At 58.6% G+C, this 25,527-nt stretch carries 17 protein-coding genes, 1 tRNA gene and 1 pseudogene; 3 read left to right on the top strand and 16 right to left on the bottom strand.

The annotated features are described in order from the left end of the window. Window positions 1-113: 113 nt before the first annotated feature. From LT965_RS09965 to LT965_RS09940, 6 genes are all read right to left on the bottom strand, one after another. Complete coding sequence (locus LT965_RS09965) at window positions 114-1,634, bottom strand: DUF7519 family protein (protein WP_232700650.1); 1,521 nt, start codon at window positions 1,632-1,634, stop codon at window positions 114-116. Window positions 1,635-1,741: 107 nt separating this feature from the next. After that, window positions 1,742-3,079 (bottom strand): DUF58 domain-containing protein, encoded by a 1,338-nt coding sequence (locus LT965_RS09960; protein ID WP_232700649.1) that lies wholly within the window; start codon window positions 3,077-3,079, stop codon window positions 1,742-1,744. Continuing rightward, window positions 3,076-3,705, bottom strand: coding sequence for a DUF7269 family protein (locus LT965_RS09955; protein WP_232700648.1), 630 nt, complete (start codon window positions 3,703-3,705; stop codon window positions 3,076-3,078). The genes LT965_RS09960 and LT965_RS09955 overlap by 4 nt, the downstream gene beginning before the upstream one ends. Further along, window positions 3,705-6,635 (bottom strand): transglutaminase TgpA family protein, encoded by a 2,931-nt coding sequence (locus tag LT965_RS09950; protein ID WP_232700647.1) that lies wholly within the window; start codon window positions 6,633-6,635, stop codon window positions 3,705-3,707. The genes LT965_RS09955 and LT965_RS09950 overlap by 1 nt, the downstream gene beginning before the upstream one ends. Window positions 6,636-6,733: 98 nt before the next feature. After that, window positions 6,734-7,696: an AAA family ATPase gene (locus tag LT965_RS09945; protein WP_232700646.1), complete on the bottom strand. Its 963-nt coding sequence runs from the start codon at window positions 7,694-7,696 to the stop codon at window positions 6,734-6,736. Window positions 7,697-7,924: 228 nt separating this feature from the next. Beyond that, entirely contained in the window at window positions 7,925-9,445 is a 1,521-nt protein-coding gene (locus LT965_RS09940) for a pentapeptide repeat-containing protein (RefSeq protein ID WP_232700645.1), read from the bottom strand. A 103-nt stretch (window positions 9,446-9,548) separates the two neighbouring features. On the opposite strand from LT965_RS09940, the gene LT965_RS09935 reads away from it, so the two are divergent. Together LT965_RS09935 and LT965_RS09930 are read left to right on the top strand one after the other, a co-directional pair. After that, window positions 9,549-10,769, top strand: coding sequence for a hypothetical protein (locus tag LT965_RS09935; protein WP_232700644.1), 1,221 nt, complete (start codon window positions 9,549-9,551; stop codon window positions 10,767-10,769). Next, window positions 10,766-11,854, top strand: coding sequence for a hypothetical protein (locus tag LT965_RS09930; RefSeq protein WP_232700643.1), 1,089 nt, complete (start codon window positions 10,766-10,768; stop codon window positions 11,852-11,854). The genes LT965_RS09935 and LT965_RS09930 overlap by 4 nt, the downstream gene beginning before the upstream one ends. A 75-nt stretch (window positions 11,855-11,929) precedes the next feature. Here the strand turns inward: LT965_RS09930 and LT965_RS09925 are convergent, their stop codons facing one another. The 5 genes and pseudogenes from LT965_RS09925 to LT965_RS16645 all read right to left on the bottom strand — a co-directional run. Continuing rightward, the gene (locus LT965_RS09925; protein ID WP_232700642.1) at window positions 11,930-12,121 is read right to left on the bottom strand and encodes a hypothetical protein; all 192 of its coding nucleotides are present in this window, start codon (window positions 12,119-12,121) and stop codon (window positions 11,930-11,932) included. 542 nt (window positions 12,122-12,663) lie between these two features. After that, window positions 12,664-12,777: transfer RNA gene (locus LT965_RS09920), tRNA-Ile, on the bottom strand. A gap of 74 nt (window positions 12,778-12,851) precedes the next feature. After that, complete coding sequence (locus LT965_RS09915) at window positions 12,852-13,574, bottom strand: homing endonuclease associated repeat-containing protein (protein WP_232700641.1); 723 nt, start codon at window positions 13,572-13,574, stop codon at window positions 12,852-12,854. Between the two features lie 201 nt (window positions 13,575-13,775). Then, entirely contained in the window at window positions 13,776-14,258 is a 483-nt protein-coding gene (locus LT965_RS09910) for a hypothetical protein (RefSeq protein WP_232700640.1), read from the bottom strand. Between the two features lie 91 nt (window positions 14,259-14,349). Further along, window positions 14,350-14,589, bottom strand: a pseudogene (locus LT965_RS16645) (RNA-guided endonuclease TnpB family protein); the annotation flags it as partial. Between the two features lie 645 nt (window positions 14,590-15,234). Here LT965_RS16645 and LT965_RS09905 point away from each other — a divergent pair. Continuing rightward, window positions 15,235-18,504, top strand: a complete 3,270-nt coding sequence (locus LT965_RS09905; RefSeq protein WP_232700639.1) for a type 1 glutamine amidotransferase family protein — start codon at window positions 15,235-15,237, stop codon at window positions 18,502-18,504. A gap of 152 nt (window positions 18,505-18,656) precedes the next feature. Here the strand turns inward: LT965_RS09905 and LT965_RS09900 are convergent, their stop codons facing one another. From LT965_RS09900 to LT965_RS09880, 5 genes are all read right to left on the bottom strand, one after another. Continuing rightward, window positions 18,657-20,738, bottom strand: coding sequence for a VirB4 family type IV secretion system protein (locus LT965_RS09900; protein WP_232700638.1), 2,082 nt, complete (start codon window positions 20,736-20,738; stop codon window positions 18,657-18,659). Beyond that, window positions 20,735-21,781 carry a TraC-like domain-containing protein gene (locus LT965_RS09895; protein WP_232700637.1) on the bottom strand — a complete coding sequence of 349 codons (1,047 nt, stop codon included), beginning with the start codon at window positions 21,779-21,781 and terminating at the stop codon, window positions 20,735-20,737. The genes LT965_RS09900 and LT965_RS09895 overlap by 4 nt, the downstream gene beginning before the upstream one ends. After that, a complete protein-coding gene (locus tag LT965_RS09890; RefSeq protein WP_489886064.1) occupies window positions 21,782-23,014 on the bottom strand; it encodes a TrbL/VirB6 family protein in 1,233 nt (410 codons plus the stop codon). A 110-nt stretch (window positions 23,015-23,124) separates the two neighbouring features. Next, complete coding sequence (locus LT965_RS09885; protein ID WP_232700635.1) at window positions 23,125-24,972, bottom strand: DUF8186 domain-containing protein; 1,848 nt, start codon at window positions 24,970-24,972, stop codon at window positions 23,125-23,127. Continuing rightward, window positions 24,960-25,385, bottom strand: coding sequence for a hypothetical protein (locus LT965_RS09880; protein WP_232700634.1), 426 nt, complete (start codon window positions 25,383-25,385; stop codon window positions 24,960-24,962). The genes LT965_RS09885 and LT965_RS09880 overlap by 13 nt, the downstream gene beginning before the upstream one ends. Window positions 25,386-25,527 lie beyond the last annotated feature (142 nt).

The raw sequence follows: 25,527 nt of genomic DNA, 5'->3' as shown, positions 1-25,527 counted from the left end.
GCCATAGGGATTCAGCAAGTCGCACGGTGATTGTTTGGTGTTTCACCGACGTCGTTGACGGTATCTAAATCCGGGAGTCGTGATACGTGAGTTGGGTCGCTCACACGCCCCAGCTACCGGGATGCGAATACCAGCAGGAAGAGGGAGCCAGCGACGCCGACGGCCGCTACCTGGACCGTGGAGGGATTGATGATGGTCACCTCGGTCGCGTACGTGAGCGTCGTCGTCGCCAGGACGGCCGCGATACCGCCGACGAGGAGCGTGCCACTCACGTGCACTGCCTCGACCTTGTGCGTTGGTGCCTGTCTCCCGATCTCCCTGCCGAGCGTCCACGCGAACCGCCCAGCATCCCAGACCACGAAGCTACCGAGAATCCCCACGAAGACGAAAGTCGGCGGGAGTGACTGCGTCCCCCCGAAGGCGGTCGCCAAGAACAGCCCCGACCCAGCCAGGGCCGGCCCGGTGGTCGTGTTCGGAATAATCCGTGTCCAGATACTGACCCGGAGCAGGAGAACCACGCTCGCGGCGACGACCAAGAGGAGCGCGAAGACCGCCAGCGTCAGCGTCAGCGTCCCGTAGTACTGGATGACGCCCTCCGAGAGGCGCTGGTACGTGCCTGAGACGGTCCGTGGCAGATTCCGCGCGACGAAGTCCTGGGCACTCCAGACCAGCTGGCCGTGGAGAACGAGGGCGATACCACCGATTGCGACCCCGCTACCGAGGGGCGCGAACCGCGTCGTCGCGTTCCCCGGGGACGTCGTCGCCACCCACTTGACCGTCGTGGTCACGATAATCAGGAGCAAACCGAGCACGGACAGCCCGAGGAGGACGACGCGGATTGCTTCGAAGGCCGTCACGTCGACCAGCAGGCGGTACGCGGACGGACTCAGCTCTTGACGGATTGTGGCTCCGGGAATGAGATAGTCGGTACAGAGGCCGACCAGGATTCCGACAGCACTCGCGAACAAGACGTAGCTGATCGACTGTTGGGCCGTCTGGAGTGGCTCCACTCGGTGCGGGCCGAGGAGTTCGGCGAGCGGGAGCGTTCGAATCACGCGGTTTAGCAGCCACATCGTGACGAGCACGAGCCCCGCTAACGAAGTGAGATTCGGATGGCTGGTCGCTGGCGAAAGGAGCATCGACACGGCCTCGTGAATGCCTGTGCGGACCGTGGATTCGACCGTCTGGTTCAGGCTCTGGAGCTGTACCTTTCCGACGATAGCGACAGCGGTGAGTACGGCTGCACCCACCGAGGATGGCACAGCGCTCTGGAGTGTGACTCCCCACAGGAACTGGAGTGCAGAGCGGTCGATCAGTCCGCCTACAGTAGAGACGGCTCCGACGACTGCGATGGTCACACCGAAGACGACGAACAGTTGGGCGGCCATGGCGAGAATAGCAGTCGCACTCTGCGCCGCGGTCGGCTGCGGGAACAGGCTCCCCGCCAGCGTGACCCCGGTGTAGATGAGCGCGACAGTCGTGCCAAGGCCGAACAGGCCGACGAGCAGGCCTGCGATGAACCGCCCCACCAGTTTCCAGCGAAGCGTCGTGGCGAACCAGATCGCGCCGCCAAGCGACAGCGCCGTCACCCACGCGGAGCCGAGCGCGAGCGTCAGGTCGAGCGAGACCGCCACGAGCGCGGTGAGAACCGCGGTAAGCAGGACGGTGACGGTAGTCCCAGCTCTCGTCGGTCGCCACGTCGCGTTGTCAACCGTGGTCGTTTCAGGTGTTATCGAGGAACTCATTGGATGATGTGCGCGAGGGCGCTCTCGAGGGTGGTATCGAGTGGGGTATCCAGTTGCCAATCCACGACGGTGAAGCCGGCCTGCGAGAGAGTTTGCTGGCGGAGATCACGGTGAAGGCCAACCGGAGCCTCCAGCGCCTCTCCGTGTGTCGTTACATCTGGACTGACAATCGTGACCGGATAACCATGGGGGCGCAATGCGCCAGCCAATTTGAGCGGCCAGTTATCAACGAGGGGTGTCGCAATAACGACTGTCGCGCGTGGTGGCAATCGCGCGAGTAACCCGTTCGCAACAGCTGGCTTGCTACCGCTCAGTTCGTCGCCCGCAGGTGGCGTCGATAAGCCAGCCGTAGTTCGGGTTGGCCCCCGCGTAGCGACTTGGTCGACGGCGTCCAGCACTGCTTCCGCGGTCGTCGCGGACTCCTCGGTCGACCACGGAAGTCCATGGGGGCCAAGTCGAACATCCACATCGTCTGGTAATCCAATAGCCGTAACGATCGTCTCGACGTCCGCATTCGTGAGCGCGCTGTACAGCCGCGCACTCACGTACGCGGAGAGTTCCGTCGCAGTCGGGTGTCCGGGCTGTGGCGTCACGCGAGTCGGCTGGCGAGCGTCGACGATGAGGGCCGTCCGCGTGGCGTGCTCTTCGCGGAATTCGACGGTGGACAACTCCCCGGTCTTCGCGTACTGCCGCCAGTTCAAGCGATTCAACGGGTCACCAGGCTGGTACTCGCGAGTCCGGTAGAACTCGACGCCTGGCCCACCCTGGTCGGTCGTCTGCGTGCCCGCCCGCAGGATGGCCGTGTTATCCACTGGTGGCGCGTCGATCGCCCGTAAGCCCTCCAGAGTCGAATCGCCCGTCGTTGCGACTGAGACAGTACTGTGCTCACTCGCAGCGAACGATCGTCCCCGAACGACCGGGTCGGCGAACTCGTAGCTGCCGCGCTTCGCTACAACTTCGTAGGTCAGTGATTCCGTGTCCCCCGATCGGAGTGTCGCTCCCAGTCGGGGGGAGCCCGACACGACAGCCAGTTCGTCGGGGACGTCGTCGATGACGCGGAGGTCGGGGATGGCCGCAGAGCCGGTATTCGTCAAAGAAACCTTCACTTCGACGTGTTCGCCGGGGCGAGCGCCAGTTGCACTAATTTCTCGTTCAGCCTGCAGCTCTGCGCTCGCGGACACAGTCGACAACGACTCGTAGGCCGTGAACGCGACGGGTATCGCCGCGGCAGCGACAACGACTGGGGACGCGTAGAGGAATCCCACAGCGACCAGGAGTAACGCTGCGATGCCTGTGGCCTGCCACCGCGAAATCCGTTGATAGGTCTCGCTCATTGGTCACCTCCAGTCTGCTTCCCGACGAATTGCTCAACTTCGTGCAGCGTCACGCGGAATCGGCGTTCACGCTCTTGCTCGAGATCGAGCCACATTCGGAGCCGACTCCAGACGGACGGCCGGAGGTCCTCGGACTCAGAGAGGTATGCTGCTGCGAGTCGGCTGTCCGTCCAGGTTCCCTCCTCGATGACGGGTTCTGGATCACGACCGTCGAGGACGAGGGCTGTGCGAACCGTGGCCCGTAACTGGTGCTGGACGGTCGCCACGTTGGACCGGCTCTCCCCGACCTGCTCGAAGGCCTTCCCAGATAGTGCGTTAACCGGCACTCGGTCGTCGTCGACTACCATCTCTGGGGGTGCCTGATGTGCGGCGCCGAATCGCGTGGTGTCCGCGTCCAGTGGCGATTCGTCTGGGTGGCCACCTGCGGTCCAGGCGGCCACTCCGGCATACAGTGAGAGCGCGCCGCCGAGGCCGACGAGCAGCTTGCTCGGGGGTATCCCCTGGAATGTCGCCTTGGCTTGCTCCAGGGGTGGGAGCTCTGCGGCGAGCGCGGGCTCGTACATGAACAGGAGTCCCGTCCCGAGCGAGGCGACACCCAGGATACCGACGAACGTTCGGAACCGCATCAGTCCTCACCCCCCTCGTCGGCGTCGACCTCGTCATCGGGCCGTTTGGCTGCCTCGATCGCCTGGCTCGCGGCTTCGACGCGTTCGAGTCGGGCTGACGGCTCGCGGCGCCCGTACTCTACCGCCCGGAACTCGTCCCGGAGCGTCTCCACGGCATCGGCCGGCAACCCATCCTCCCGGACAGCATACTCGGCCAACTCACCCGGCGTGTAGCGGTCCGGGGTGCGCACCGAGAGATACGCCAGGAAGGTCGCCCAGGCATCTCGGAACGTCCGGTAATCAGACTGCCTGGTCCCATCACTATCCGTCTGCAGTGAGTGCTGGACGTTCTGGAAGCTCGATTTGACCGATTCCGTCGCCGTGACTATCTGACGGCGAACACCTCGGAGCCAGGCGACGAAGCGAGCGGCCAAGACGCGCGGGGAGAGCTTCCCCTGTAGTGTCGCCACCAGTGCGAGCAGCGCGTCCTTGAGGCGGACGAGACTCCGGGAGACCCAGCCGGCGAGGCCGACAGCGACGACCAGAATGGTATCGACGAGCCACCGCAGAGTCCTGACGGCAGCACTAACGATAGTCTCGAGTAGGGATTTACCCGTCACCCCGGTGCGTCGGCGCCCATATAACACGAGTATCCCAACGAGAGCGAGTGCTCCGCCGACGAGTCCTGTGTTCTTGTAGAGGCCAGTGATGCGAGTGCTCCGCTGTTGGCCGAACTGCTGGAGTTCGAAGACGGCCGTGGCGGCGAGTGGGAGGCGCGTCGTGAGCGTCCCGTCGGGGCCGGTGGTGCCAACCTTTTCTCCGTTGACCCGGATAGGCACCCCAGTCACGCCACTCCCGTTCATGTCGGCTCTGATCGTGACTTCGGTGAACGGCAGCGCGAGTGGCGCCGTACTGTTCGCCGAGATATTCAACCTCGGCAAGTCGACGGTGTGAGTTCCGTTGACCGCGCCTCGCTGCACGCGAATCATCGCTTCGCCAGGTTCCGATGGCAGTGTAACGCGGGTTGCGCCCGACGCGTTGGTCCTCGCCACGGCCTCACCGTCCATAGTAACCGTCGCGTTCCTGACTGGCACGCCATCGATCGTGGCCAGCAGGCGGACCTCGTTGGCGGTCACTGTTCGCCCAAGCACCGCAACCGTGGCATCAGTATCGAGCGAGTAGCTCTCCGAGGAATTGTTCCGCGCTGGCTGTACCGAGGCGAATCCCGGATTGGTTCCCATCCCGCCGATCAGCTCCGGGGGATTCTCTAGCGTCCGGACGGAGATGTCGAGCTGCTCGGTGTACGGGACGATTCCCTCGACAGTCCCATTTTCTCCGGTCCGCCCAACTGGCTCACCGTTGAACAAGACGCTGGCATCTGCCACCGCCGAGTTGTTACGCGTCACCGTGACAACCACGCGTGCTCCCGGAACTGGCTCCCGATTCAGGCTCACATTCAGCGGAGCCGGACCCTCCGATTCCGTCTTCGTCTCGTTCTGTGACGACTCCGATTGCTCCGTCTCATCCGACGACGTCGTCGTCGTCGTTGTAGTGGTCGTCGTGGTTGCTGTCGTCGAGGTCGTCCCAGTCGTCTCAGTGGTGGTCGTGGTGGTTGTCGCGGTCGGGGCCGTCGTGGTCGTCGACCCCGAGGTAGTCTGTTCCCCGGACTGGGAGTCATTCTCGCCGGGCTTGCTCGTCTCTGACGAAGAGGAGGAGTTCGTTGGTGAGCCGTCGGTGGATGCCGCCTGGTAACTGCTGCTGCCCTGGTTCATCGCGGCCTGGGCTTCCTGTGACTGGCGCTCACTCGCTGGCGTCGGGTCGAATCGCACCCACCCGACACCGTCGAAGTACACCTCCACCCAGGCGTGAGCGTGCATCGCACGGACGGTGTACTCGTCCTGGCCCGTTCGTTCGCCAGGCGCGTACCCGACAACGTAGCGAGCGGGGATGCCTTCCGACCGCAGCATGGTGGTCATGCTGGTCGCGAAGTACTCGCAGTAGCCTTCGTCCATCTCGTAGACGAACTGGCGAGCAACCCCGTCAGATGGTGGCGCGGACACGGACAGCGAATACGATTTCGAGGATTCCAGCCACGTCTCGATGCGCTTCGCTGCCTCGTAACGCGACGTCGTGTTCGCTGTCAGATTCGACGCGAGCGGCTGGAGCGCCGCTCGCGATTCGTTCGGGAGTTGCGTGTACTGGCGCTCGATCTGCGACGGGGTCGACCCGTCTGCGGTCTTCAGAATGTCTGGGTCACGTGGTGGCCGATAGCTCACGCCCTGATAGCGCGTGCCGGCCGGGACGGCATTCCCGGTGACAATCGACGTCGTTGGCGTCACGAAGAGTTCCGCGCCCGATTCGACGTACTGGGGCGTCCAGACCGTCGGAAGTGACGTCGCTGCCTGCTGTAACTCAATCGCGTAACTGATCCGGTCACCACGGGGCGACTCCTGTATCGGTGGTGAGTACGGCTCCGGAGAACCGGATTGTTCCCAGCCACCCCCAGTGTACTGGTCGTAGGCGTTGGTTCGCCAGTACCTCGGTTTCTCGCTGGTCGCGACGAAGTGCACCTCGTCGTTCAACGACCGGAAGTAAGTGTCGTTCCCGGCAGCGAGGCTCCCCCCAACGGAGGCCTGCTTTCCAGCCGACAGCGCGCCCATCTTGGCCGGGTCGCCAGACTGTTGGCTCGATGATTCTGGCGTCGATCCGGGCTGCCCAGACAAATTATACGCGCCGGACCCTTGGCCTCCTCCAGCCTGTGCCTGTGATTGGGGGTTTTCCGGGACGGGCACGAACTGGCTGGCCGGCGTTCCACCGGTCAGTGAGCCCAGGGCGGGCGTCAAGCCGGTAGCGAACACCACTGCAACGGCAATCAGCACAACGAGGACTGTCCGCCCCCATTGCCGGGAGCCCGAACTCTCGGTGAGTGCCGTGCCTTCCGAGTCAGCCATGGTATCCACCAACCCTCGCTGACTGTATCCTACTGGCCTGCGTGACGTACATCATTCACGGACACCTCGTTCTCGTTCCGGGAATTTCGCGCGTGTGGTCACTGTGCCTCGCCGACGGCTGGCACCTCGAGTTCGTCGAGGACGTCCACGACGACCTGGCGGGATTCGACACCCTGGGCCTGCGCCTCGGCGCTGAGCACCAACCGGTGCTGGAGCGCCGGCACCGCGACCTCCTTCACGTCATCGGGAACCGCGTAGTCGCGGCCTCTGAAGGCGGCCCGGGCGCGCGTGCATTCGAAGAGCTTCTGGATGCCGCGTGGACTGACGCCCACATCCACGCGACCATCCTTCCGGGTCAACCGCCCAACCCGCACCAGGTACTCGCGCAAGCGGTCCTCGACGTCAACGGTCTCCGGGACGTGCTGCAGGTCCGCAACCGTTCCTGCGCCAGATAACACGGGGTCGACGCTCGGGACGTGTTCGAAGCGGTTCGCGCGCCGGTCGATGAGCTCCAGCTCACCGTCCATTTCCGGATAACCCATACTGGTCTTGACCATGAAGCGGTCGCGTTGGGCCTCGGGCAGCCCGAACGTGCCTTCCTGTTCGACGGGGTTCTGCGTCGCAATCACGAAAAACGGCTCCGGGAGCTGGTGGGTCGTCCCGTTCACACTTACCTGGCCCTCACCCATCGCTTCCAGGAGCGCAGCTTGCGTCTTCGGCGGCGCGCGATTGATCTCGTCGGCGAGCACCACGTTCGAGAAAATCGGGCCGCGCTGGAACTCGAAGGTCCCCTCGGCTTCATTATAGATGTTCGACCCGGTGATATCCGCTGGCAGCAGGTCCGGCGTGAACTGAATTCGAGAGAACTCAAGGCCGAGTGCGGTCGCGAAGCTCTGCGCGGTCAACGTTTTCCCCGTCCCCGGGACGTCCTCTAGGAGTGCGTGACCGTCGGCGAGCAACGCGGTCATCACGTCCTCTAGGAACCGGTCCTCCGCGATCACCGCCGCTCGAACCGTCTCTAGAATTTCCCCTGTGCTCTCTCGAGCAGCAGCTGCGTCCATGATAGGCCACGTCAAGCGGACGGGCAAATATCTAACTATGTTCTTACAATAATGCGGAGTCGGGCGGAGCGAACACCTACGAGATAACGGAAGAGGAGCTTGCTAGTTTTGTAATCAACGCGCGTCCCTGTCAGAAATCATCTACGGACTTATGGGCTGTCCGACGACGAAATCGAAATCATCATTCAAACGGCCGCTAAATACGTCGAAGGTGGTTTCGAGTCCGTCTCACGCCACCGCACGTCGGCCAAGAGTGAACACAAGCGCGGCTTCCAACAAGGCACCGACAATTGAGAGCGCCGTTGCCCAGTATTGACCCCGAAGGAGTTCGTATCCTCCGTTTGAGAAAGTAAATAATCTCCTCAGAGAGAATAGCAAAGAGCGACCCAATAAGCCGATATTGAGGTCCCACGAAAGACTCAGATGGATTGTAGTCTGGGTTCCCGTACTGATTCCAAGATGGAGGAATAGGAATGTCGCTAAAATCCAGAGTAGCAAACCAATCTTAAAGACTTGGCCGGGACTTTCTCCATGTCGCATACTTCGATAGAGCAGAGCGTCCTGGAACCAAGATCGAAGAGGGGAGAGCTTCTTTTTCCTTGCCTCTTTCTCCCTAATATTAAAATTCCGCGCGAGGTTTGACCATGCACTCCCTCGATAAGCTGATTTAATTTCTGAGTAGGTATTTTCAGCCGCAGAAAGCAAATCCTGCTGGTCAGAAGAATCCAGACGGGAGCCACTGCGTACAATAGATGCATAACTCTTGAATTGCCCAAAAAGCCTAGGGAAGAAACGTGAGATGGCGAGTGACTTACTTTTCCACCACCAGTAGTCTTGCTCACTAACCCGCTCAAATGGCGAATCAGGAGGGGAATCTGTGATACCCCGATCTGATTGATTCTCCCCCGGTGGTCGTTTAGATTCTACTCCAAAGCCGAGTTCATCTACTCGTGGTAGCTCGAAGAGATCTACGAGGAAGTTGGGCTCTGCCAGCCTGTCTGCTTGATATTCAGATAACAAGCGGCGTCCGTACTCGTTCCGTTGATCGAGTGTAGCGTTGGCTAACCGAGTTTCAGTCAGCTTGGCATCTACCAAACTACACTGGCTTACAGTCGCACCGGAGAAATCTGCCTTGCTTAAATTTGAGGCTTGAAACGCACAATCACCAATCTCAGCGTCTATAAAATCGACATTCCGTAAATCACTCTGGAAAAGACTGGTATCCGTTATTTCAGCATCAGTAAAGTCCGCTCGTCTTGCCTTGGTGTACGACAGGTGGCCGCCGATGATTGTCGAGTCTACAAAATTGGCATACGAAATAGTACTCTTAGAGAACTTGGTTTGAATACAATATGCATCGGTAAAATCTGCCCCGGTCAAATCCGCATCTTCAATAAATTTAGCGCTGCTTAAATCTGAATTGACAAAATTCGCGCTCTTCAAGAATGCATCTTCAAAGCTCACACCCCGAAGAGAGGAATTAGAGAAATCTGCGCCGGGTAACTCTGCCCCGGAGAAATCCAAGTCGGACCCGTCCTTGATATCGTTCAGTGAGGCGTTCACTACCGGCTGAGTTTGCTCGGAAATCGCCTGCTGGAGTATATCATGGGGTTTAGGGTTTTCATGCGCGTGGAGGATACAAAGGCCCTCAGACGAACCTGCCCATGCATCCAGCTGGCAGTCCAGACTATACCCCCGTGGTGTGTCCTCATCAGCCGGATCAAAAGCACACTGAGCCGGGGAGGACATATGTTACCGAATCAAGAGACCCCATCTACAAAACCTTGTCCTCATAAGATGATTCAAAGTCTTTACTAACAAGTTTAATATAGGATACTTGCTGATTGGTGGTATGGCGGTTTTTGAGGTCCCCCGAGAACAGCCAGATGATGACAATGAATTCCCCGATGGGGCGATTAGGACATCGTTTGAGGGTATGGATGACTTTAACCAATACCTGAATTCCTATTTTCCCAAAATCTGTCACGGAGACCTACATATCATACCAGGAGTAACCGACCTAACTCGTTCTGAGCTTATTGAGAATCTATCTGGTCGGGAGACGGATTGGTATATAGAACAAGAGTATGGTGAGATATTAAAACTGAATCACGAAACGGAAGGCCCCAAAGACCCTTCTGGGGCATATTTGTCAAAGGAGGATTCTGATGACGAATCCGGTTACTTCATTTTCTATACTGATGAGGCTAAGAGCAAGTATGTTGACGATGTGATAATGAAGGGTTTGCGACGGACTCCTCAAACGAATAGGCTGCACGTCTCGCCCTACCGGATTGAAAACCTGGTCAATAATATCACCGACGGAAGTTCAGACAGTACACTCACAAATTCGGGGGCGCCTTATGTTGACGAATTAATTCTCAAGCGGACGAGTGGTTCAAGGGTCGGGTCGAATAGGGAGTCAGACAACAAACGCACAATCTCATATTGGGGACGTGATGCGGCATCCGCACTCTCCGATCTGAGAGACGAATTTGGCGTTCTAATCAGTTCGGTCAGAGTCAAGTATCCGTATCGTTCTGGTGATGGGAACGTTTTAGCATTTAAAATCGACCGGAATGGGGTTCTGAAGCTCAAGAAGGGAAAACTAACCAAGATGCTAGATGTAGTCCAGCCGATTATCGAAGAAACGCTAGACGTTAAACGGGCATACGATGAAACTGAGGCCACCTTAGTCACCGTTGGACACAGTGACACGAGGGTTTCGCAATCGACACCGGCGCTGATTATACCGGGAGGTGAAGAGAACGAGGGCGACAGTGAGTTCACTATCGAAGAGATTAGGGCAGCCTTCGATGCGTTCACACGGCAAGGCTACATTCCGGTTGACACGTACCTTGAAGCTGACCCACTTTACTACTCAGCAACTGCGTATCACCAACAAGAACAGCTCTATTTCGATATAAGGGGTGATGCTGACGCGTTACGCATTTTTCCACGGGCAGAACAAGAGGAACTAGAGACCTTCTTCGGCGTACTCACCGCAGTACATGAAAACGCCAACAGTGCAGCGATGGTAGCATCTGTTTCTGACGTGGAGGGTGAACAATGACACTACGTGGTAAGGCGAGGGATTGGAAGAATCGGCGAGACGAGTTTGAAGAGGAGGCAACCGATGCGGAACAAGAACAAGTACTCGACGGCATCAAAGAACTGGGCGAAGACGACGAGGAGTTTGAATCTGCGATAACCGATTATCGTAACGAGGTTGAATTACACAATCGTCGTTTCGTTCTCCGAGCAACTCTAACATCAGCATTCCAAGTCAGAGGAGCTCTGAGCTTGGAGTCTCAGTGGGACCTGGCGGGCTCTCTCTCGTTCGATCAGCATGAAGACGGCCCCGCAGACCTATTCATAGCCCACAGCCAGTCTGACGGTACTAAAGTCGTACTGGCGGTCGTCCAGCACGAGAACGCCAGTAGGACCTACGAGCGAATCCAGAACCTCTGTGATTACGTCGAATCCGAGTTGAGAAGCATCGAACGAGAGTTCTCAATAGTAATCAATCAGGACGAAATCGAAGGTGCGGTGGCAATTTCGAAGGTCACTCCGGAGAATCTAGTCGAAGAATTTGATGAAAGTAGCAACCACTGGCCGGTTTCTATTTGGGAGCTGGTGAGTGGCGACCGTGAAACGGTTTCGCTCGTGAGTGATTTTCAGGGGGTCGATTGGACTGGTCACAGTCCAGATGGGGATTTAACCACACTCCTCTCTGAGGGCGTTGAGCTAGCCGACACCAAACATCTCGGAATCGATCTGTTCTACGATTCCCACCACCAGCGAATCTACCAGTATTTACCGCCCTATCTGCACAATCAGCGTGACGAGGATGGTGACAAGAAGACGTTCCATTTCAGTAACGAGGAGTTACTCCAGTTCCTCAAAGGGCGTCAAGGTAGCATCAACCGAAACAATGCATCAGAGCGTGCCGGTGAGCTAATCGGTTGGTGGGACTACATCGGCGTAATCCGTCAAGTTTCAGATCCTGACGGATACGACGATGATGCGGAAGTTTACTCACTAAGAAAGGGCGGGGTGTTCACAGGAAACAAAGTCGATTCGATGCTGAGGGAGTACGAAGTGAGGGCTACTCAAGCACTCCTCAAGAAATCCAGACAAGAAGAATATTTAGACTAACTCTGGCGTGCGATTCACCCGAGTCTGAAAGTTCCTGGATGCGGTTCGCGTGCATGTCGTCGTAGGCCTCGGTCTCTACCTCGTCGACAATCCGAGTCGTGATAGTCCCGAGGCTCTCGCGCTGGCCCGTTCGGCTGCATTCCGGAGCAACGCGATGCCTGCCCGGGCGTCGCCGGCAGCGAGGTCCGCGATATGCGCTAAAACGTCGTCTTCGACGAGGTCTGGACGGAGCCCTACGTCGACGCGGCCGTGGAGAATCGACATCATCTCGTCCGTGTTGAACCGACTGAGATGGACTTTCGGCGCGGGACCGAATCGACTCTGAAGCTGTTGGTCGGACCCGGCAAAAAGCCGTTCCTCGTCCAGGCACACCAGGACCAACGTTACGTTTGACGCCACTCAGAGAGCTTGCAGGGTGTCGTAGTCCTCTAGGACGTGCACTTCGTCGATGATGGCGAGAACCTGTCCCTCGACGTCATGAATACGACTTAGGAACCGGGAGGCGTGCGAGTCCTCCTTCCGGATGTCGTACGTGACTCCCGCCTCCCGCCATAGCGCGTAGAGCGCAGGCCGGGCACGCAGTCAGGGTGGTGAAGTCCTGACTCGGAACCTCGCGGACGTCGAGCGTCACGCGGCCCACCCCGTAGTTTCGATTGGGGTATTCGCAAGACTGCGGCGACCCCCGACCAGTCGATAGTTGAAGTACCGCTCAGAGGCGTGTTTCCGAGAATCCCGTGAGTGGCGTTCTCGGCAGTTAGAGTTTTCTCTTCCCGTGTTTCGGCATAAGTAAGAACCGCCGAGGGGGTGGATGGGCCCTGGCGGATTTGAACCACCGCTCACCCGGTGACCCACAGTCCCGCCACACGACAGGGCGATGACATGTTATGAGCCGGGGGCTTTCAACCAGACTAAGCTAAGGGCCCTGTAAATGGAGTTTTCCGCGGGATGGCCTTTAGCGTGTCGGGTTACTATAGTCCAAATAGAGGTGGTCGGTATCCTAGCGAGTGATACCGTACTCTTTGAGAGCGATGCGGAGTTCGTTCGCGTTCTTGACGATTAGGACCGTGTTGTTGTGTTGTTTGAGGTAGTCGAGTTTCTCAGCGAATCCGGCTTTGTTTGGCCGGGAGTCCTCGTGGTAGCCATCGACTTCGATCCAGACATCAGATGCGGGGAGGTAGAAGTCTGCAGTCCAGGGAGTGTCCTCGACCTTGGGGTGTGCTCGGTAATCCACTCCGACGTTAGTGAGAAGACTTGCAACTCCGAATTCGTGCCGACTTTCGAGTATCTCTCCATTGGGGCCTTCACAGTGCGTGCCGTGTTTTTCGCCGGGTGAGATGCCTGCTTCGTTGCAGGCGTTCCGCCAGGAGCCGAAGTATTCCTTGACGACGCTCGTGGGGTATGTTCCGTGGTCGTCGTATTGTCGATGCGTAAGGTACGGCGTGTCCACGCGTTCGAGAACACGGTGGAGGTCAGCACAGATCCGAGGGGCTTCCTCGCTGCCGTATTCTCGGACTTGGGTTGGTTTGAGGCCAGCATCTTCGAGGATGGCGAGCCAGCCATTGTCTGCAATTTTGTAGATTGTCGCGATACTCGGAAACCGGTCGTCGTTGGCCGCTTCCTGGGTGGTTGGAGAGCGACCGAGTTCGTCTCCGAGTTCTCGTGCTGCTTCGAGGAGTCCTTGGTAGGTGTATTTCGAGTGCGATGGTCGATTGTTGGTCATTATTCTAGTTCTGGCGTGGCTCATTCGTGGTGTTGTGAGCGCGCCGCCAGGCCATTCTGGGCGCGATAAAATCCGGGCGGAATCAATTAGGGAGACGAGCGCGGGTCTGAGGGACTCTACTTAGAGTTCCCAGTGCGGGAAGTATCTAGGAAGGTCGCCAGTGGAAGGGGTACGGCGTATACGCGCCCCTCCTGTGCACCATTACTCCGTCTGAAGAGCGGACAAGTAGACGACGTATACAAGCGCGACCACGACTAGCGAAACAGCCAGTACGGCTATTCCAGCCCATTCGTCTAGTGCGACCTCAGGGTTCTCCCAGAGATACGCGCCACCTTCGAGCGCGAGGATGACCAGCGTTCCGTAAACCGCAGTCGTTCCGACTGCGCGAGCTAGCCCTTGCGCGTTCGTGGACCGGCTCCGCGACAGTTCGAGCACGAATACGAGCGCAAGCGCGAGTAGATAAAACGGTGGAGGAATCGCCTGCCCTAACCCCTCGTCGGCCACCGCTTGGGTTCCGTAGTATGCGAGTGCGAGCAATACTCCCGTGAGGAGTACCATCGATAAGCCGAATCCACTTGCATCTTCGGCTGTTGGCGCCGTGAGAACTTTCGTCGTTGTTCTCGTCGTCTCGTCGTGGTCGTTGGGCGGTTCCGATTCGCCTTCGTCTCCGTTACTCCCGTCCATATCTGTTCGATGTTTGTGCTGACGGGCAAAGTAATAGACCGGGTAAACAACCACGGGTAGGGTGACACGTGGCTTTTGTAGTTCCCTCAGCCTACGTCGATAGCACTCCACGCGAAGCGACTTCGCGGGATGAGGATGGGCGGTTTACAGAGCGCCCCGACCCAGACAGGCTCACCTTCCGAACAAATGGTTGGGTTTTGCGAGTCCGGTAATTAACCGATTCAACATCTACACCAGCGTGTTTTGCCCACGCTCGCCACGCCACGTTCACACTCGCGTTCCGGTCAGCGTGGTCTTGCTGAACCTCACACGAATCATTCGTGCAACAGAATGAACATTAGGCGAGCGTACGCGATTCACCCACGGGTCAGGTGACCCGTTGAACTCTCGCTGTTTCCTTTAGAGGGAGAGCAGCGAGCATTGACTGCAGTATTCAGGTGAGTGATGAGAACCTATTCTGGATGGAAGGAGGCCGTTTCGCGCGGGATTAATCGACACACTACTTGACCCATTTGCTCAGCAGGGTTCTGTGTGATCCCGGTGCTAGATACGCGCGATGTATTCAGCAGACAGTCCTCGAACAGTCTGGAAGCAGTCTCTCGAGGTGGCTTCCGAGAGTGGTCCACTCTCGGAAACGCACCGTCAAAGATCCGCGAGAAACGAGCTGCTGAGTATAGAGCGTGTATTCAGCAACCTCGATGGGAACATCTGAAAACCGGCTATATTGGATTGTCGGATATAACCTTCAACCGGGCAGTGGGGCCCACCATCGGTATTTGCCAATCCCTTCGAAAGTGAGCGTATCGACTGGACCCAGCCCGTGCCGTGATGGTTTCTACGACTCGGATAGTGACTGTGGGATAATGTATATATAATTGGATTTCGTGGTCGGGGTGTGAAGTTCTCACGACGCGATATTCTTCGCACACTGGGGGTTCTACCTGGCGTATCACTAACTACACTCTCGTCGGGCTCGGTGGCTGCGACAGACCCCACCGAACATTGGCGGGAAGAACCTGTCCCAACCGGTTCGACGCGGGTGGCCGTCGATGACCCGCATATCACCATCGGCCATGGAATGAGCTATACATACGGGACAGACGCGGGCGTCCCAGACCTTAGTCGCACGGAGTTGGCGACTGAAATCCTGAAGCTCCATCCCGATTTCTGGAATCAGCGATACACGACCGCGATGAGCGGTGACCCGTTTTTCTTTGAAACGAGTGTCCCCCAAACCGCCAGAGATGGTATGGATATCGCTGCGTCCCTCGCACTTCCTGCCTCCCTTGGATTCGGTTGGATGCCCTACGACGTGCCACTCGACCAGCGGCCAGCAGACAATCAAATGTCTGGCTACCTCTACGATCTCCCCGCAACCAAACAATGGCCGGCTCCAGATGGCTCACCCGCCGAACACCCCCTCCATGTATCTACAGCTCGAGATTTCACCAACAATACCAGACGGTACATGCAAATCGGGAATACCGCCGCGTACTCCGTCTCACTCTATGCCCCGGGCCCAACCACATACCACCTCACAAATCACGAACACGCACCCCTATACGGGGCGAACGCCACCGAAATGGATCTAGCATCTGATGCCAGCAACCTCATGACCGGCGACTTTTCAGTCTGGGCACAACGCGCATTCCGGGAATATCTACGAAAATTACCACCCGCTAGACTGGCACGTCTAGACGTCGATAACATCGATCAATTCGACATCCAGACCTATACCCAAGCCATCCAACGGGACGTTGAAACCGGCACGAAAACAGAGGAAGACGTCGTTCACGACCCGGTTCTATACGAGTTCCGACTCATGGAGAACCGCCGTATCTTGGAGTACTACAAATCCTACCGCGCGCGGGGTCACAAATCCGCCGACCAGGTCGAATCGCCACTAACCACTCTCGGCAATCAACAAACTCGCGTCATCTCCACAAAATCGAACGCAGCCATACTCCTGAGTCAGGTCTACGACCTAATTGAAGTAGAGAATCCAATTACGATTCCCGGGCGTACTCCAGCCACCGGCAACGCGTATCTCGCCTCCATTCGAACGGCCACGCACAAGCTGGTCGCAGCGATGGCGCAGACAGTCGAGAAACCCGCCGTTGAACACGGATTCTACGGCACCGGCGGATGGACCGGGACACTTGACCCCGGGAAACAGTATCCGACCCTGCAGACGCTCAACTTCGCCGAAGTATATGCCAATGGCTCCACGCGTCAACTCGACCTCGACGGCTGGAATGGCCTCCCCCCGGACAGTGTTGCGCTCATGTGGATGAATCCTGACTCCGGATCGGTCCCGACAGCCCTCCGCCCTCTCGCGGATTTCCTCTGGCTTCACAGACAAGATCTCCGTGGGGCCCCCAACAGTGACGTCGCGGTCGTGTATAGTATTCCAACCTTATTAGGTCAACTGCGGCCATTCATCGGGTGCCGCGGCGACCAGGAGGCAAAACGTGTAGATGGGTGGGTTCGCGCTGCACGTGAACGCCAGATTCCGACTGACATGGTAATCTTCGGTCACCCTGAGCTCTGGGACGACACAGACACCCTCGAACGGCTTTCCTCATATCAGACGCTGGTCCTCCCATTTGCCGATGCGTTGACAGACGCGCAGATCGACGCGGTTCGGACGTTCGTGGAACAGGGTGGAACCGCGCTCATTGAGGGCAATCTGGGGACACACGACGAGTACTACCGGCCCCGGGACGACGACCTCGCAGGTTTGGACGGCGTACGAGACTTGACCGAGGCGGGCAGCCGGGCAGCGGACGGAGAGACCGCGACAGCAGGGGACGCCCTCGAAACCTCCCTGGAATCACCACTCGTCACGGTTGATGGGCCGCCGACATTGAGCTGTGAAGTAATCGAGACCGACGATGGGTGGCTGAACGTCCATCTGGTGAACTACGACTACGACTCGGACACCGACGCCATCGACCCGGTCACCGATATCGATCTCTCACTCCACGACACGGAGGGTGCAGTCCATGCTGTCGACCTGATAGCACCGACCGCCGACCCTGTACCGTTAACAAGCCACCGCGATGGCGAGTACGTCTCGGTGACCGTCCCGGAGGTCGATGTCTGGGGGGTCGTCCGGTTCAAAACCGCGACACGGACGACGGACGCCACGGAGTCGGAGGCGCAGACGGCGATTGATCGTGCCTCGGACGCCCTGGAGGACGTCTCGGCGAATGGCCGATCTATCCCCCTCGCCATCGGGGAGGCGGCGATATACGAAGCAAACCTCGCCCATGGCGCTGGCCAGTTCGATCGCGCAATCGAGAACGCCGAGCGCGCCGAATCTCAGATCACCCCGGCCCAAAAGACACTACATATCGGAATTTATAGTGGTAACGGTCAGGACCCGGTGGGAACCTACGATGGGTTACGTGAGTTCCGGGAGAAGTACGGCGCCAAATACGAGCTGTCCTTCGCCGAAATCACCGCCTTCACACCCGAGCAACTCGACGGGCTGGACGGCGTTCTCATCGGTCCGGCATTCCCGTATAAAGACCAGTACTATACGTTTACCGAGGGTGAGCTGGCGACCTTGGAGCGGTTCGTCGAAGCCGGGGGTCGTCTCGGTGTCGTGGTGAGTGAATCGGTGGACGAGTCCATCAATCGTGTCACGGAGCGCTTCGAAATCACCGTCGATCCACGGAAGATCTACACGCTCGATATGTGGGACGACAACTCGATCCGAACCGAACCCGCCGCCTACCGGACCCCCATCACCTACCAGATTCTCGACGAGGGCTGGATGTCCCACGCTTGCACGCTCACGAATCTCGGGGACGACGTCACCGTCCAGATCCAGTCCAAACCGAACACGGTGCGCGACGCCGACGAAGACCCGAACGCCTACCCGGTCTCCGCGGTCAGTCGACGCGGAGACGGCGCGGTGGTCGTTCACACCAGTGAGAAGCTTCTCACCGAACTCCGGTTCAACTTCGAAGTCCAAGCCCGGAACATCCTCAGATTCATCGGCAACACAAAGACAACTCCCCGCGCTGCCGACCTCATATCCCCGAAAACGACCACAACACCCACTGGTAGCAACGCCGACACAGAGACGACATCACCCACCGCGACCAAATCCACTGGGTCGACGGCCACACAGACGACCAGCACAACAACGCCCGGATTCGGAATCACCTCCACCCTCATCGGCACCCTCACCGCTCTCGTATACGCCGTCCAAAAGTGGACCGAGAGGGAGGACTGATCGAGGAACGGTAAACTAGCTCCGTTTGCTGAATATGCGCTGCGTATTTAACGCGAATGTAGAAACATATCACGCCTTGAGGGTTTCAACAAGGCCTTGAAACCAAGTCCATCCCCAAACGGGGCGAGAATCCCCCCTGGCTGGTAAGGGGGTTAATCAGAGTGCTCTTTGAGGGCATCCGGGTTCGAGATAACGGTTGTTTCATACTCGCTTGCACGGACTCGGAGTGGGAACCAGCCTTCGCCGTCGATACCGAGGAGTGCTTCGGAGTAGCCGTCTTCGTCGTTCCCGGCTTTCGCCGATTGGACCCATTCGATTTCACGAGTATTCAGGTCGAACCACTCGGCGAGTTCGCTGGCTTCCTCGTTGACGCGGTGAATGAGCGTCATCGAACACAACCGCCCGATCGTCTTCGCCTCGGGGGTGAGTGCGAATTCTCCGCCGGTTTGTGTGAGGAATTGTAGGGAGAGGTCGTAGTGGCGACTGTGTCTTACGGCTGTTTCGAGGAATGAGCGTGCGCCGTCCTCGCTGAGGAGGTAGTGGGCTTCGTCGATGACAAACACGACGCGTTTACTCGTCTGTTTCGCGCGCTCATACACCGCGTTGAACAACACCTGCATCAAGAGACTCGTCTCCCCACGGCTTCGCGCGCCTTCTTCTTGATGCAAATCCAGGTACAAAACGGGTGCATCGAGGTCGAACTCCGTTGGTTGTGCGAGATGACTGAGGTCCCCGCCTTCGCGGAAGGACGGCCGTAGGTCAGTCAGTAAGGATTGGGCGTCCTCCAGGACGTTTTCTTGTTCTCCTTCGGTTACGTACCCGAATCGACGAGGGTCCTCAAGTAAGTCCTCGAGGACGTTGATGAGGTCGCGGATTGTCGGGGATGCTCCGTCGTGCGTACTAGGGTCGCGAGTGATGCCAGCAGCCTCGTAAGTCTCCTGGATAGCCCGCCGCAGAGTTTGGGTGCGACCATTCAGTGGGTTCATTGCGACGTCTCGGAAGAATGTCTCGAAGAATCCGAGGACCCACGCGACCTGTTCAGCCCAGGGGTCGAGGTCTGGAACATCCTGAATGATGTGCGGGGGTGTAGCCTTGATTTCGAGTGGATTGAATCCGCGTGTTCCCCCGACAGTGATTCGTTCGCCACCGAGCGCCTCATTGACGCTCGCGAATCCCTCGAGGGGGTCGAGCATCACGAGAATCGTATCAGAGTCGTACATGGCTCGGCGTACGAGTTGGAGTTTCGTCGAGAAGGATTTCCCCGCGCCGAGTTGCCCGATGACGAGCATGCAATACCCGGTTTCGCGCTCGATGCGATCCACAACCAGAGGACTCTCATTCAATGCATAGGTGCCGTATTCGATTCCGGGCTCGGAGAACGCACCAGAAACGAAGGGGTACATCGCGCCGAAGGCGCCACCGAGCATCGGCGTCGTCGTATCCATGGACTCAGCGAGTGCATCGACGCCGAGCGGGCTCACTGACTGGAGCGCGGGGAGTTGCTGCCAGCGCGGCATAATTGGTAGAAGGTTCGTTGGGGCACGCCGCGCTGTACTCGAGACAGCGTCCGTCACACCCCGAAGATGCGCGGAGTCAGCTTCGCGGACGCCCAGGTACATCGAGACGCCGAAGGCGCGGGTTGGCGTGTTCCGGAGGACGTCGTAGAGCTCGCGGTAGTCCTCGAAGTCAGCCTGGACACCCCGTGCGCTCGCACGGCGCTTCTCATCGAGATATTCGAGATCGGCTTCGAGGTCCTCGAGTTGGTTTTCGAGCGCGCTCAGTGTCGCCTCGGTTTCACGCGGTTGGATGTGGAGTGAGATGTCTGTTGTTCGCGATTCTGGGCTCGCGTACAGCGCTTCGAAGAGGCCGTCCTGTGGTTCATCCGGGAACTCTCCTATCCAGAGCGTTCGCGCCCAAGACTCCCCCACTCGGACACTCGTTGGGTTGACCTCGATGCCACCCGGCACGATCGTCCGCTGGTGGCGACTGCCACTGAAATCCAGAGACTCCTTAGAGAGACTCGGTTCAACCGTATACTCGAGGCCTTCTGAGTCCGATTCTGAGCTTGAACTATCCTCGTCACATTCCGGGATTCGCGTGGAGTCTTCGCTGGTGGGGGAGTGACTTGGAGTAGAGTCTCCCCGGGGGTCGTCTGTCTCGGTATCGGTTGCTTCTGGAGTGGTTGTGTTCGCGGTGGTGGTACGCCAGTTTGCGAGCTTGTCTCGAAGGCTCATTGACGACCTCGTGGCGTTACTAGTGGCGTTTCTCGGAGAACGCCATCCTCTGTGCGTGGGTGGTTGTGGGTTCCCCAGAATTCGCTGAGGAGGCCGACTGCGGTTTCGGCGTCGACTCGCTTAGTGTGCGTACCCTCGATTCCTCGTAATCCGGACGCAATGGTTCGGCAGCGTTCGTCGAGCACGTCGAATGCGGTCTCCTTACTCCGGTTTCGTTCGCGCGCCCCGGTGAGTACGCGAGCGAACACCCCAATGAGGGGGAGTGTGATCGCTTTCTGTAGGATGGAATTCGATTCGAACGTGAGTGAGTCCGGGTGAACGGATACGATGACGTAGTGCTCGCGTATCGTCATCTCACGGGAAGCGAGCTCGGTCTCATACCACTCGATATACCCCTCAATGAGCGAACTCAGGCGTGGATTCGCGAGTACGTCAGGGTCACTGAGTCTATCCTCGTACGTCGAAAGATACGAATCTACATCGAATGCGCGTGTCGTGGAGTAGATTTGGATGGGATATTCGAGGGTGGTGTTGCAGAAGTCCGCGAACGCCCTCGTGTGGGCCGCCCACTCGCTCGGGGTTGCCAACGCGAGCAATGGCGCACTCACCTCGACGAGCCCGATGAGGGCGCCGTCCTGGCGTTCTATGGCGTTCCGGTGCAGGTGCGCGCGTTCGAAGCGCGTCTCCCCGCATGCCATCTCGAAGTCGAGTTCGCGCTCTCCGCGGTGGAATCCGAGTGCGGCCTGTAGCCACCCGAGACTCGACGTATACGACGGCGTCAAAAGCACGAACACACCACCGAGGAGAACTCCGACAGCCGCGAGGGGGAGTGTGAGCATACTCAGCGTGAACGAGTAGCCTGCGAGTGAGAATCCTAGGCCTGGTGGGATTAGCCATTGGAAGCCGAGCACGACAATAACGCCGGGTGTGAGTGCTACTGCGGCGTCCGTGAGTGTGTAGGACCCGATCAGGTTTGCTTCGGTGTTCAGTGACTTCGGAATGCGCTTGCCCGGGTCAGTAGTTGGTGTCATAATCTCAATCACCTAGGTATTCCGCCCGCCCGCATCATGCTCAGAACCCGATTCGCTCTCTGCCCTACTCCGTCTCGTTTGAGCTGGGTCTCGGCGCGCATCCATCGCTGGAAACGAAATCTCAGCCTGACCATCCCCACTCGAACTCCCCGAGCTCCCACCACGGGCTCTCGAAGCACTGCCTCGAAGCGAGTCTCTGAGGCTAGAACTCGATTCGCTTACCGCAGAGCCGAATGAGTGCGCGCGTGACTGACTCGAATCCAGCAAGTATTGGCCACTCCCGCCGACTGCGGGCTCACCGCGAACCCCGGCCCGAGCATTCCGAACGCCCCGGTGAGTGGTTGCGCCAAGGGTTCGCGCACCATCGACGCGTCGACCGGCGGTCTGGCGTGAGGTGTGCTGGGCCATGCGGCCACCGACGAAGAAGAGCGCGCTCGCCTGCCACACCAACACGAACGGTGAGAGCACCGCAACCAGTGGAATGACGAGCGCGGTCAGCCACGCTCCAATACCGCCCATTGAGAGTGAGAAACTCCCTCCAAGGATACCGCCGAGTCGGAACAGGAGGGCGATTGGGAGGGTCATGAATAAGAACGGGATGTAGAATCCTGCGAGCCGGGTCATGAATCGGGAGACGAGCGCGAATGGTCCGACGCCTGGTACCCAGAGGGCGATGAGGAGTGGCATCATCAACACGAAGAGGTAGAGGGTGACTCGGCGCACGAAGTAGATGACCGCGATCAGCGCGAACAACACGAAATCCACCGTCAGGGAGATGGCGAGGCCGAGTACGCCCATCCCCGAGAACGATAGTGTCTCGAAGAGTGTGACCGAGGAGAGGTCCGGGAGGAGAATCCCAGTGAGTGCGCTGACGAATCGTAGGGAGAACGCGGCGAGCCACCACCACGATAGAATCCCCAAAAGGCCGGCGAAGACGCGCTTCTTCAATCGCGTCTGATGGTATCCACTGAAGAGGTGGCCCGTCGCCTCCAACATGATCACGAGTCCGACGGAGAGCGCCCATACCAACAGTGAAATCGGAATGATCGCATCCCAGTAGTACGCGTGGAGTTCAGGCCACGGCTCGTTCCCCGGTGCCCCAAGAACAGTGTCTGGACGCGGCGTCGATACAACGACGTCCAGGAGGTCATTGGCGTACTCCTCGATGATGCCCGTGATCGGCTCGAAGAGCACGCGCAGTAATTCCGTGAGCGCGCCAACAATCGCGTCACGAATCGACGGCAATCAGAGCACCCCCAGACCGAATCCCGTCACGGGACTCCAATGGGACACCCAGAACGCCAGGCCTAGATCGGGAATCTCGTTCTCGCTTACTGCGTGGTGTTGGGTGCGCATTAGAGGCCTCGCCAGGGCGGCCAGATACGCCATCCCGTGATTCGATCAATGACGAACACGCCCAGGAGGAACACGCTCACTGGGAGGACCACGCCAGAAGCGACACCGAGGACGTCGAGGCTGGTTGCCTCAGCGTAGACGCGGTCCGCACTCGCGCCAAATGCTGGAGGATCCTCGGTTCTCTCTGTGGTCTCTTTGCGGTCTGTGGTGGCTGTGGTGTCCCACCACTCAGTTGGTTCGAAGCGCGCGGTTATCACGCCGTCCTCACGGGGAATCCGCACTCGGGCGTCTCCCGACCGTGGAATCCCTACGGGAGTGTCCTCGATTGTGAGCGTCCCCGCACGGCTTGGAAGAGGCTCCCCGGTGAGTGTCTCAGTGAGTGTGACGTCAAGGATTGTCTCTGTGGCCGTGTGCTCCACTACATGTATTTGGAGGGTCGTCTCCTGGATCTCGCGTACTGGGAGGTCCTCGGTGTGAATGGGGAGTGATTCGTTCGCGATGAGCGTCCGGATACTGCCCTCGAATTCTCTGGGTGACTCCGAGTTGAGTACGACGTGGTCGGCGCGCGTATAGGCCTCTGTTGGCACTCCAAACGCGGCATTCACAGGGAGACTCGGTGAGTTGAGTTCTGGGCCACTAATCGCTTCGAGGCTTGGCCCACTCCATTCCTCTGTTGAGCGTGCGCCTCGTGTACTCGGGTACGCGTACGTGTTGAGTGGCTGGACGGGTGCGTCAATGTGCTCGCGTCCACTCGTGGTTGCTTGCGTGAACGACGTCCAGTTGGGTGGACGCATGGTGAAGAATTTCCAGCGACTCCGAATCACGCCCGTTGGTGATTCGATCGCCGCCCACGGCTCACTGATTTCGAGACTGAAACCCTGCGTGTCGTCCGGGAAGCGAGCACGCTCACCGACTACACGGGGTGTTGAAACTTCGACCTCCTTGCTAGTGCTGACGATGATGGATTCGCGTTTCGTGCTCGTATTCGTCGCCCAGCTAGTACAGGCTCCACTCGAATTCGACGCTATGCATGTCGACTCACGGACTTCAACGAGCGCCGAGATACGCGCGCTCAGCCCGATGACATGCCGATTTGATTGTCTGGTTGGGTCGTCGAGGCCTGTGTAGGAGAAGCTGGGTCGATGTGTTCTCGTTGTATTCGCGACTGGGGTGCCGTCGACGAGCAGTTGTGTCGAGTTGATTTCGTGGCCGAGGAGGCGTGCCCTCCGTCTGGTCGTGTTCGTCGAAACTCGTGAAGGTAAGCGAACTCGGTAATCGATGATTCCCCGAACACTCCCCGATAGAGGGACGAGGAGTGTTTGTTCGGTACCTTCGATGACGCGTGTCGATGGCGTAATCGTGAAGAGTTCGACGTAGGCGTCGCGAACGTACTGGCCGTGCTCGCGTTCGACTCCCCGGGGGTACAGTGACTGCGTGGGGTCCCGGCCATCGAAGGCTTGGTGTTCACCAGTATTCCAGACCTCGACAGCAGGGGGTGGCGCATCGAATGGAATGTCCGTCCGTGACGCGAGCTCCCGCATGTTCTCCTCGAAATCAAAACCCAGTCCACTCACATCCTCATTCTCAGTGTTGTCGGTGTCCCCTGACCAGAGCGCGTAGAACGTCTCGTTCTCGATCCCGTACTCCGGATCCGGAACCGGAGGTCCTAGTGAATCCAGTTCTCGCGGAGTAGGGGACTGACCGAAAGTATCCAACCCAGAGGCGTCCGCGTTGGTTGCCTCCGGGTTGTGAGGACTTACTCGGATGGTTGTAGCGCTGGCTGTCGTCGAGATGACGGTGAGGGCGAGGACGAGGAGTATGACTATGCGATGGGTTAGAAGGTGCAACTTGCGCCACCCGCGACGACGTTATTCAGGAGGAATTGCAGGAGTGCCGTGCCCAGTGGTGCAACTAGAACACCCCAGACGAGAGCTTGGTTACGCGTTTCCTTGAGTTCCTTCTTCAGGTCAACCCGACTCACGACTGGTGTCAGGACGGCTGCGCCGAGTGCGACGACGCCGCCGACGAGTGGGCCGCCGAACTGGATGAGTGTGAAGACGTTCTTGATGGTTTGAGCGAGACTCGTCTGACAGAACGCCGCCCCGACATCCTGGGCGAGCACCGGCTGAGAGAATACGATGATTCCGAGGGCGGTGAAGCCGAGTGAGCGCGTGAGTTGATTCGAGAGCAGTAGTTGATTCGAGAGCGGGACTGGGTTTGAGTCGTCCTGAGTGGTTGGTGTGTTGTTGGCGGAATCCATGTGATCGGTAGTGCTTGCTGGCTGCTGGTTCTCGGCCCCTGCCAGATAGACCACTGAGGGCGAGACCGGCCAGATTATCACGTCCACCTTCCGGCAGTCCAGATTAAATGTAGCTACCAGATGTGAGGCGATACGAACCACC

The sequence above is a fragment of the Halobacterium wangiae genome (assembly GCF_021249345.1).
In the GTDB taxonomy this organism is placed as follows: Archaea; Halobacteriota; Halobacteria; order Halobacteriales; family Halobacteriaceae; genus Halobacterium; species Halobacterium wangiae.
The sequence above is the reverse complement of the archived record's forward strand: the minus strand, read 5'-3'. Positions and strand labels throughout refer to the sequence as shown.

Coding starts and splice junctions, on each gene's coding strand:
- LT965_RS09945 (WP_232700646.1), bottom strand. CDS start 7,696: ATGGACGCAGCTGCTGCTCGAGAGAGCACAGGGGAAATTCTAGAGACG.
- LT965_RS09910 (WP_232700640.1), bottom strand. CDS start 14,258: ATGGACGGGAGTAACGGAGACGAAGGCGAATCGGAACCGCCCAACGAC.
- LT965_RS09960 (WP_232700649.1), bottom strand. CDS start 3,079: ATGAGCGAGACCTATCAACGGATTTCGCGGTGGCAGGCCACAGGCATC.
- LT965_RS09915 (WP_232700641.1), bottom strand. CDS start 13,574: ATGACCAACAATCGACCATCGCACTCGAAATACACCTACCAAGGACTC.
- LT965_RS09925 (WP_232700642.1), bottom strand. CDS start 12,121: ATGATGTCGATTCTCCACGGCCGCGTCGACGTAGGGCTCCGTCCAGAC.
- LT965_RS09935 (WP_232700644.1), top strand. CDS start 9,549: ATGGCGGTTTTTGAGGTCCCCCGAGAACAGCCAGATGATGACAATGAA.
- LT965_RS09930 (WP_232700643.1), top strand. CDS start 10,766: ATGACACTACGTGGTAAGGCGAGGGATTGGAAGAATCGGCGAGACGAG.
- LT965_RS09900 (WP_232700638.1), bottom strand. CDS start 20,738: ATGAGCCTTCGAGACAAGCTCGCAAACTGGCGTACCACCACCGCGAAC.
- LT965_RS09955 (WP_232700648.1), bottom strand. CDS start 3,705: ATGCGGTTCCGAACGTTCGTCGGTATCCTGGGTGTCGCCTCGCTCGGG.
- LT965_RS09880 (WP_232700634.1), bottom strand. CDS start 25,385: ATGGATTCCGCCAACAACACACCAACCACTCAGGACGACTCAAACCCA.
- LT965_RS09940 (WP_232700645.1), bottom strand. CDS start 9,445: ATGTCCTCCCCGGCTCAGTGTGCTTTTGATCCGGCTGATGAGGACACA.
- LT965_RS09950 (WP_232700647.1), bottom strand. CDS start 6,635: ATGGCTGACTCGGAAGGCACGGCACTCACCGAGAGTTCGGGCTCCCGG.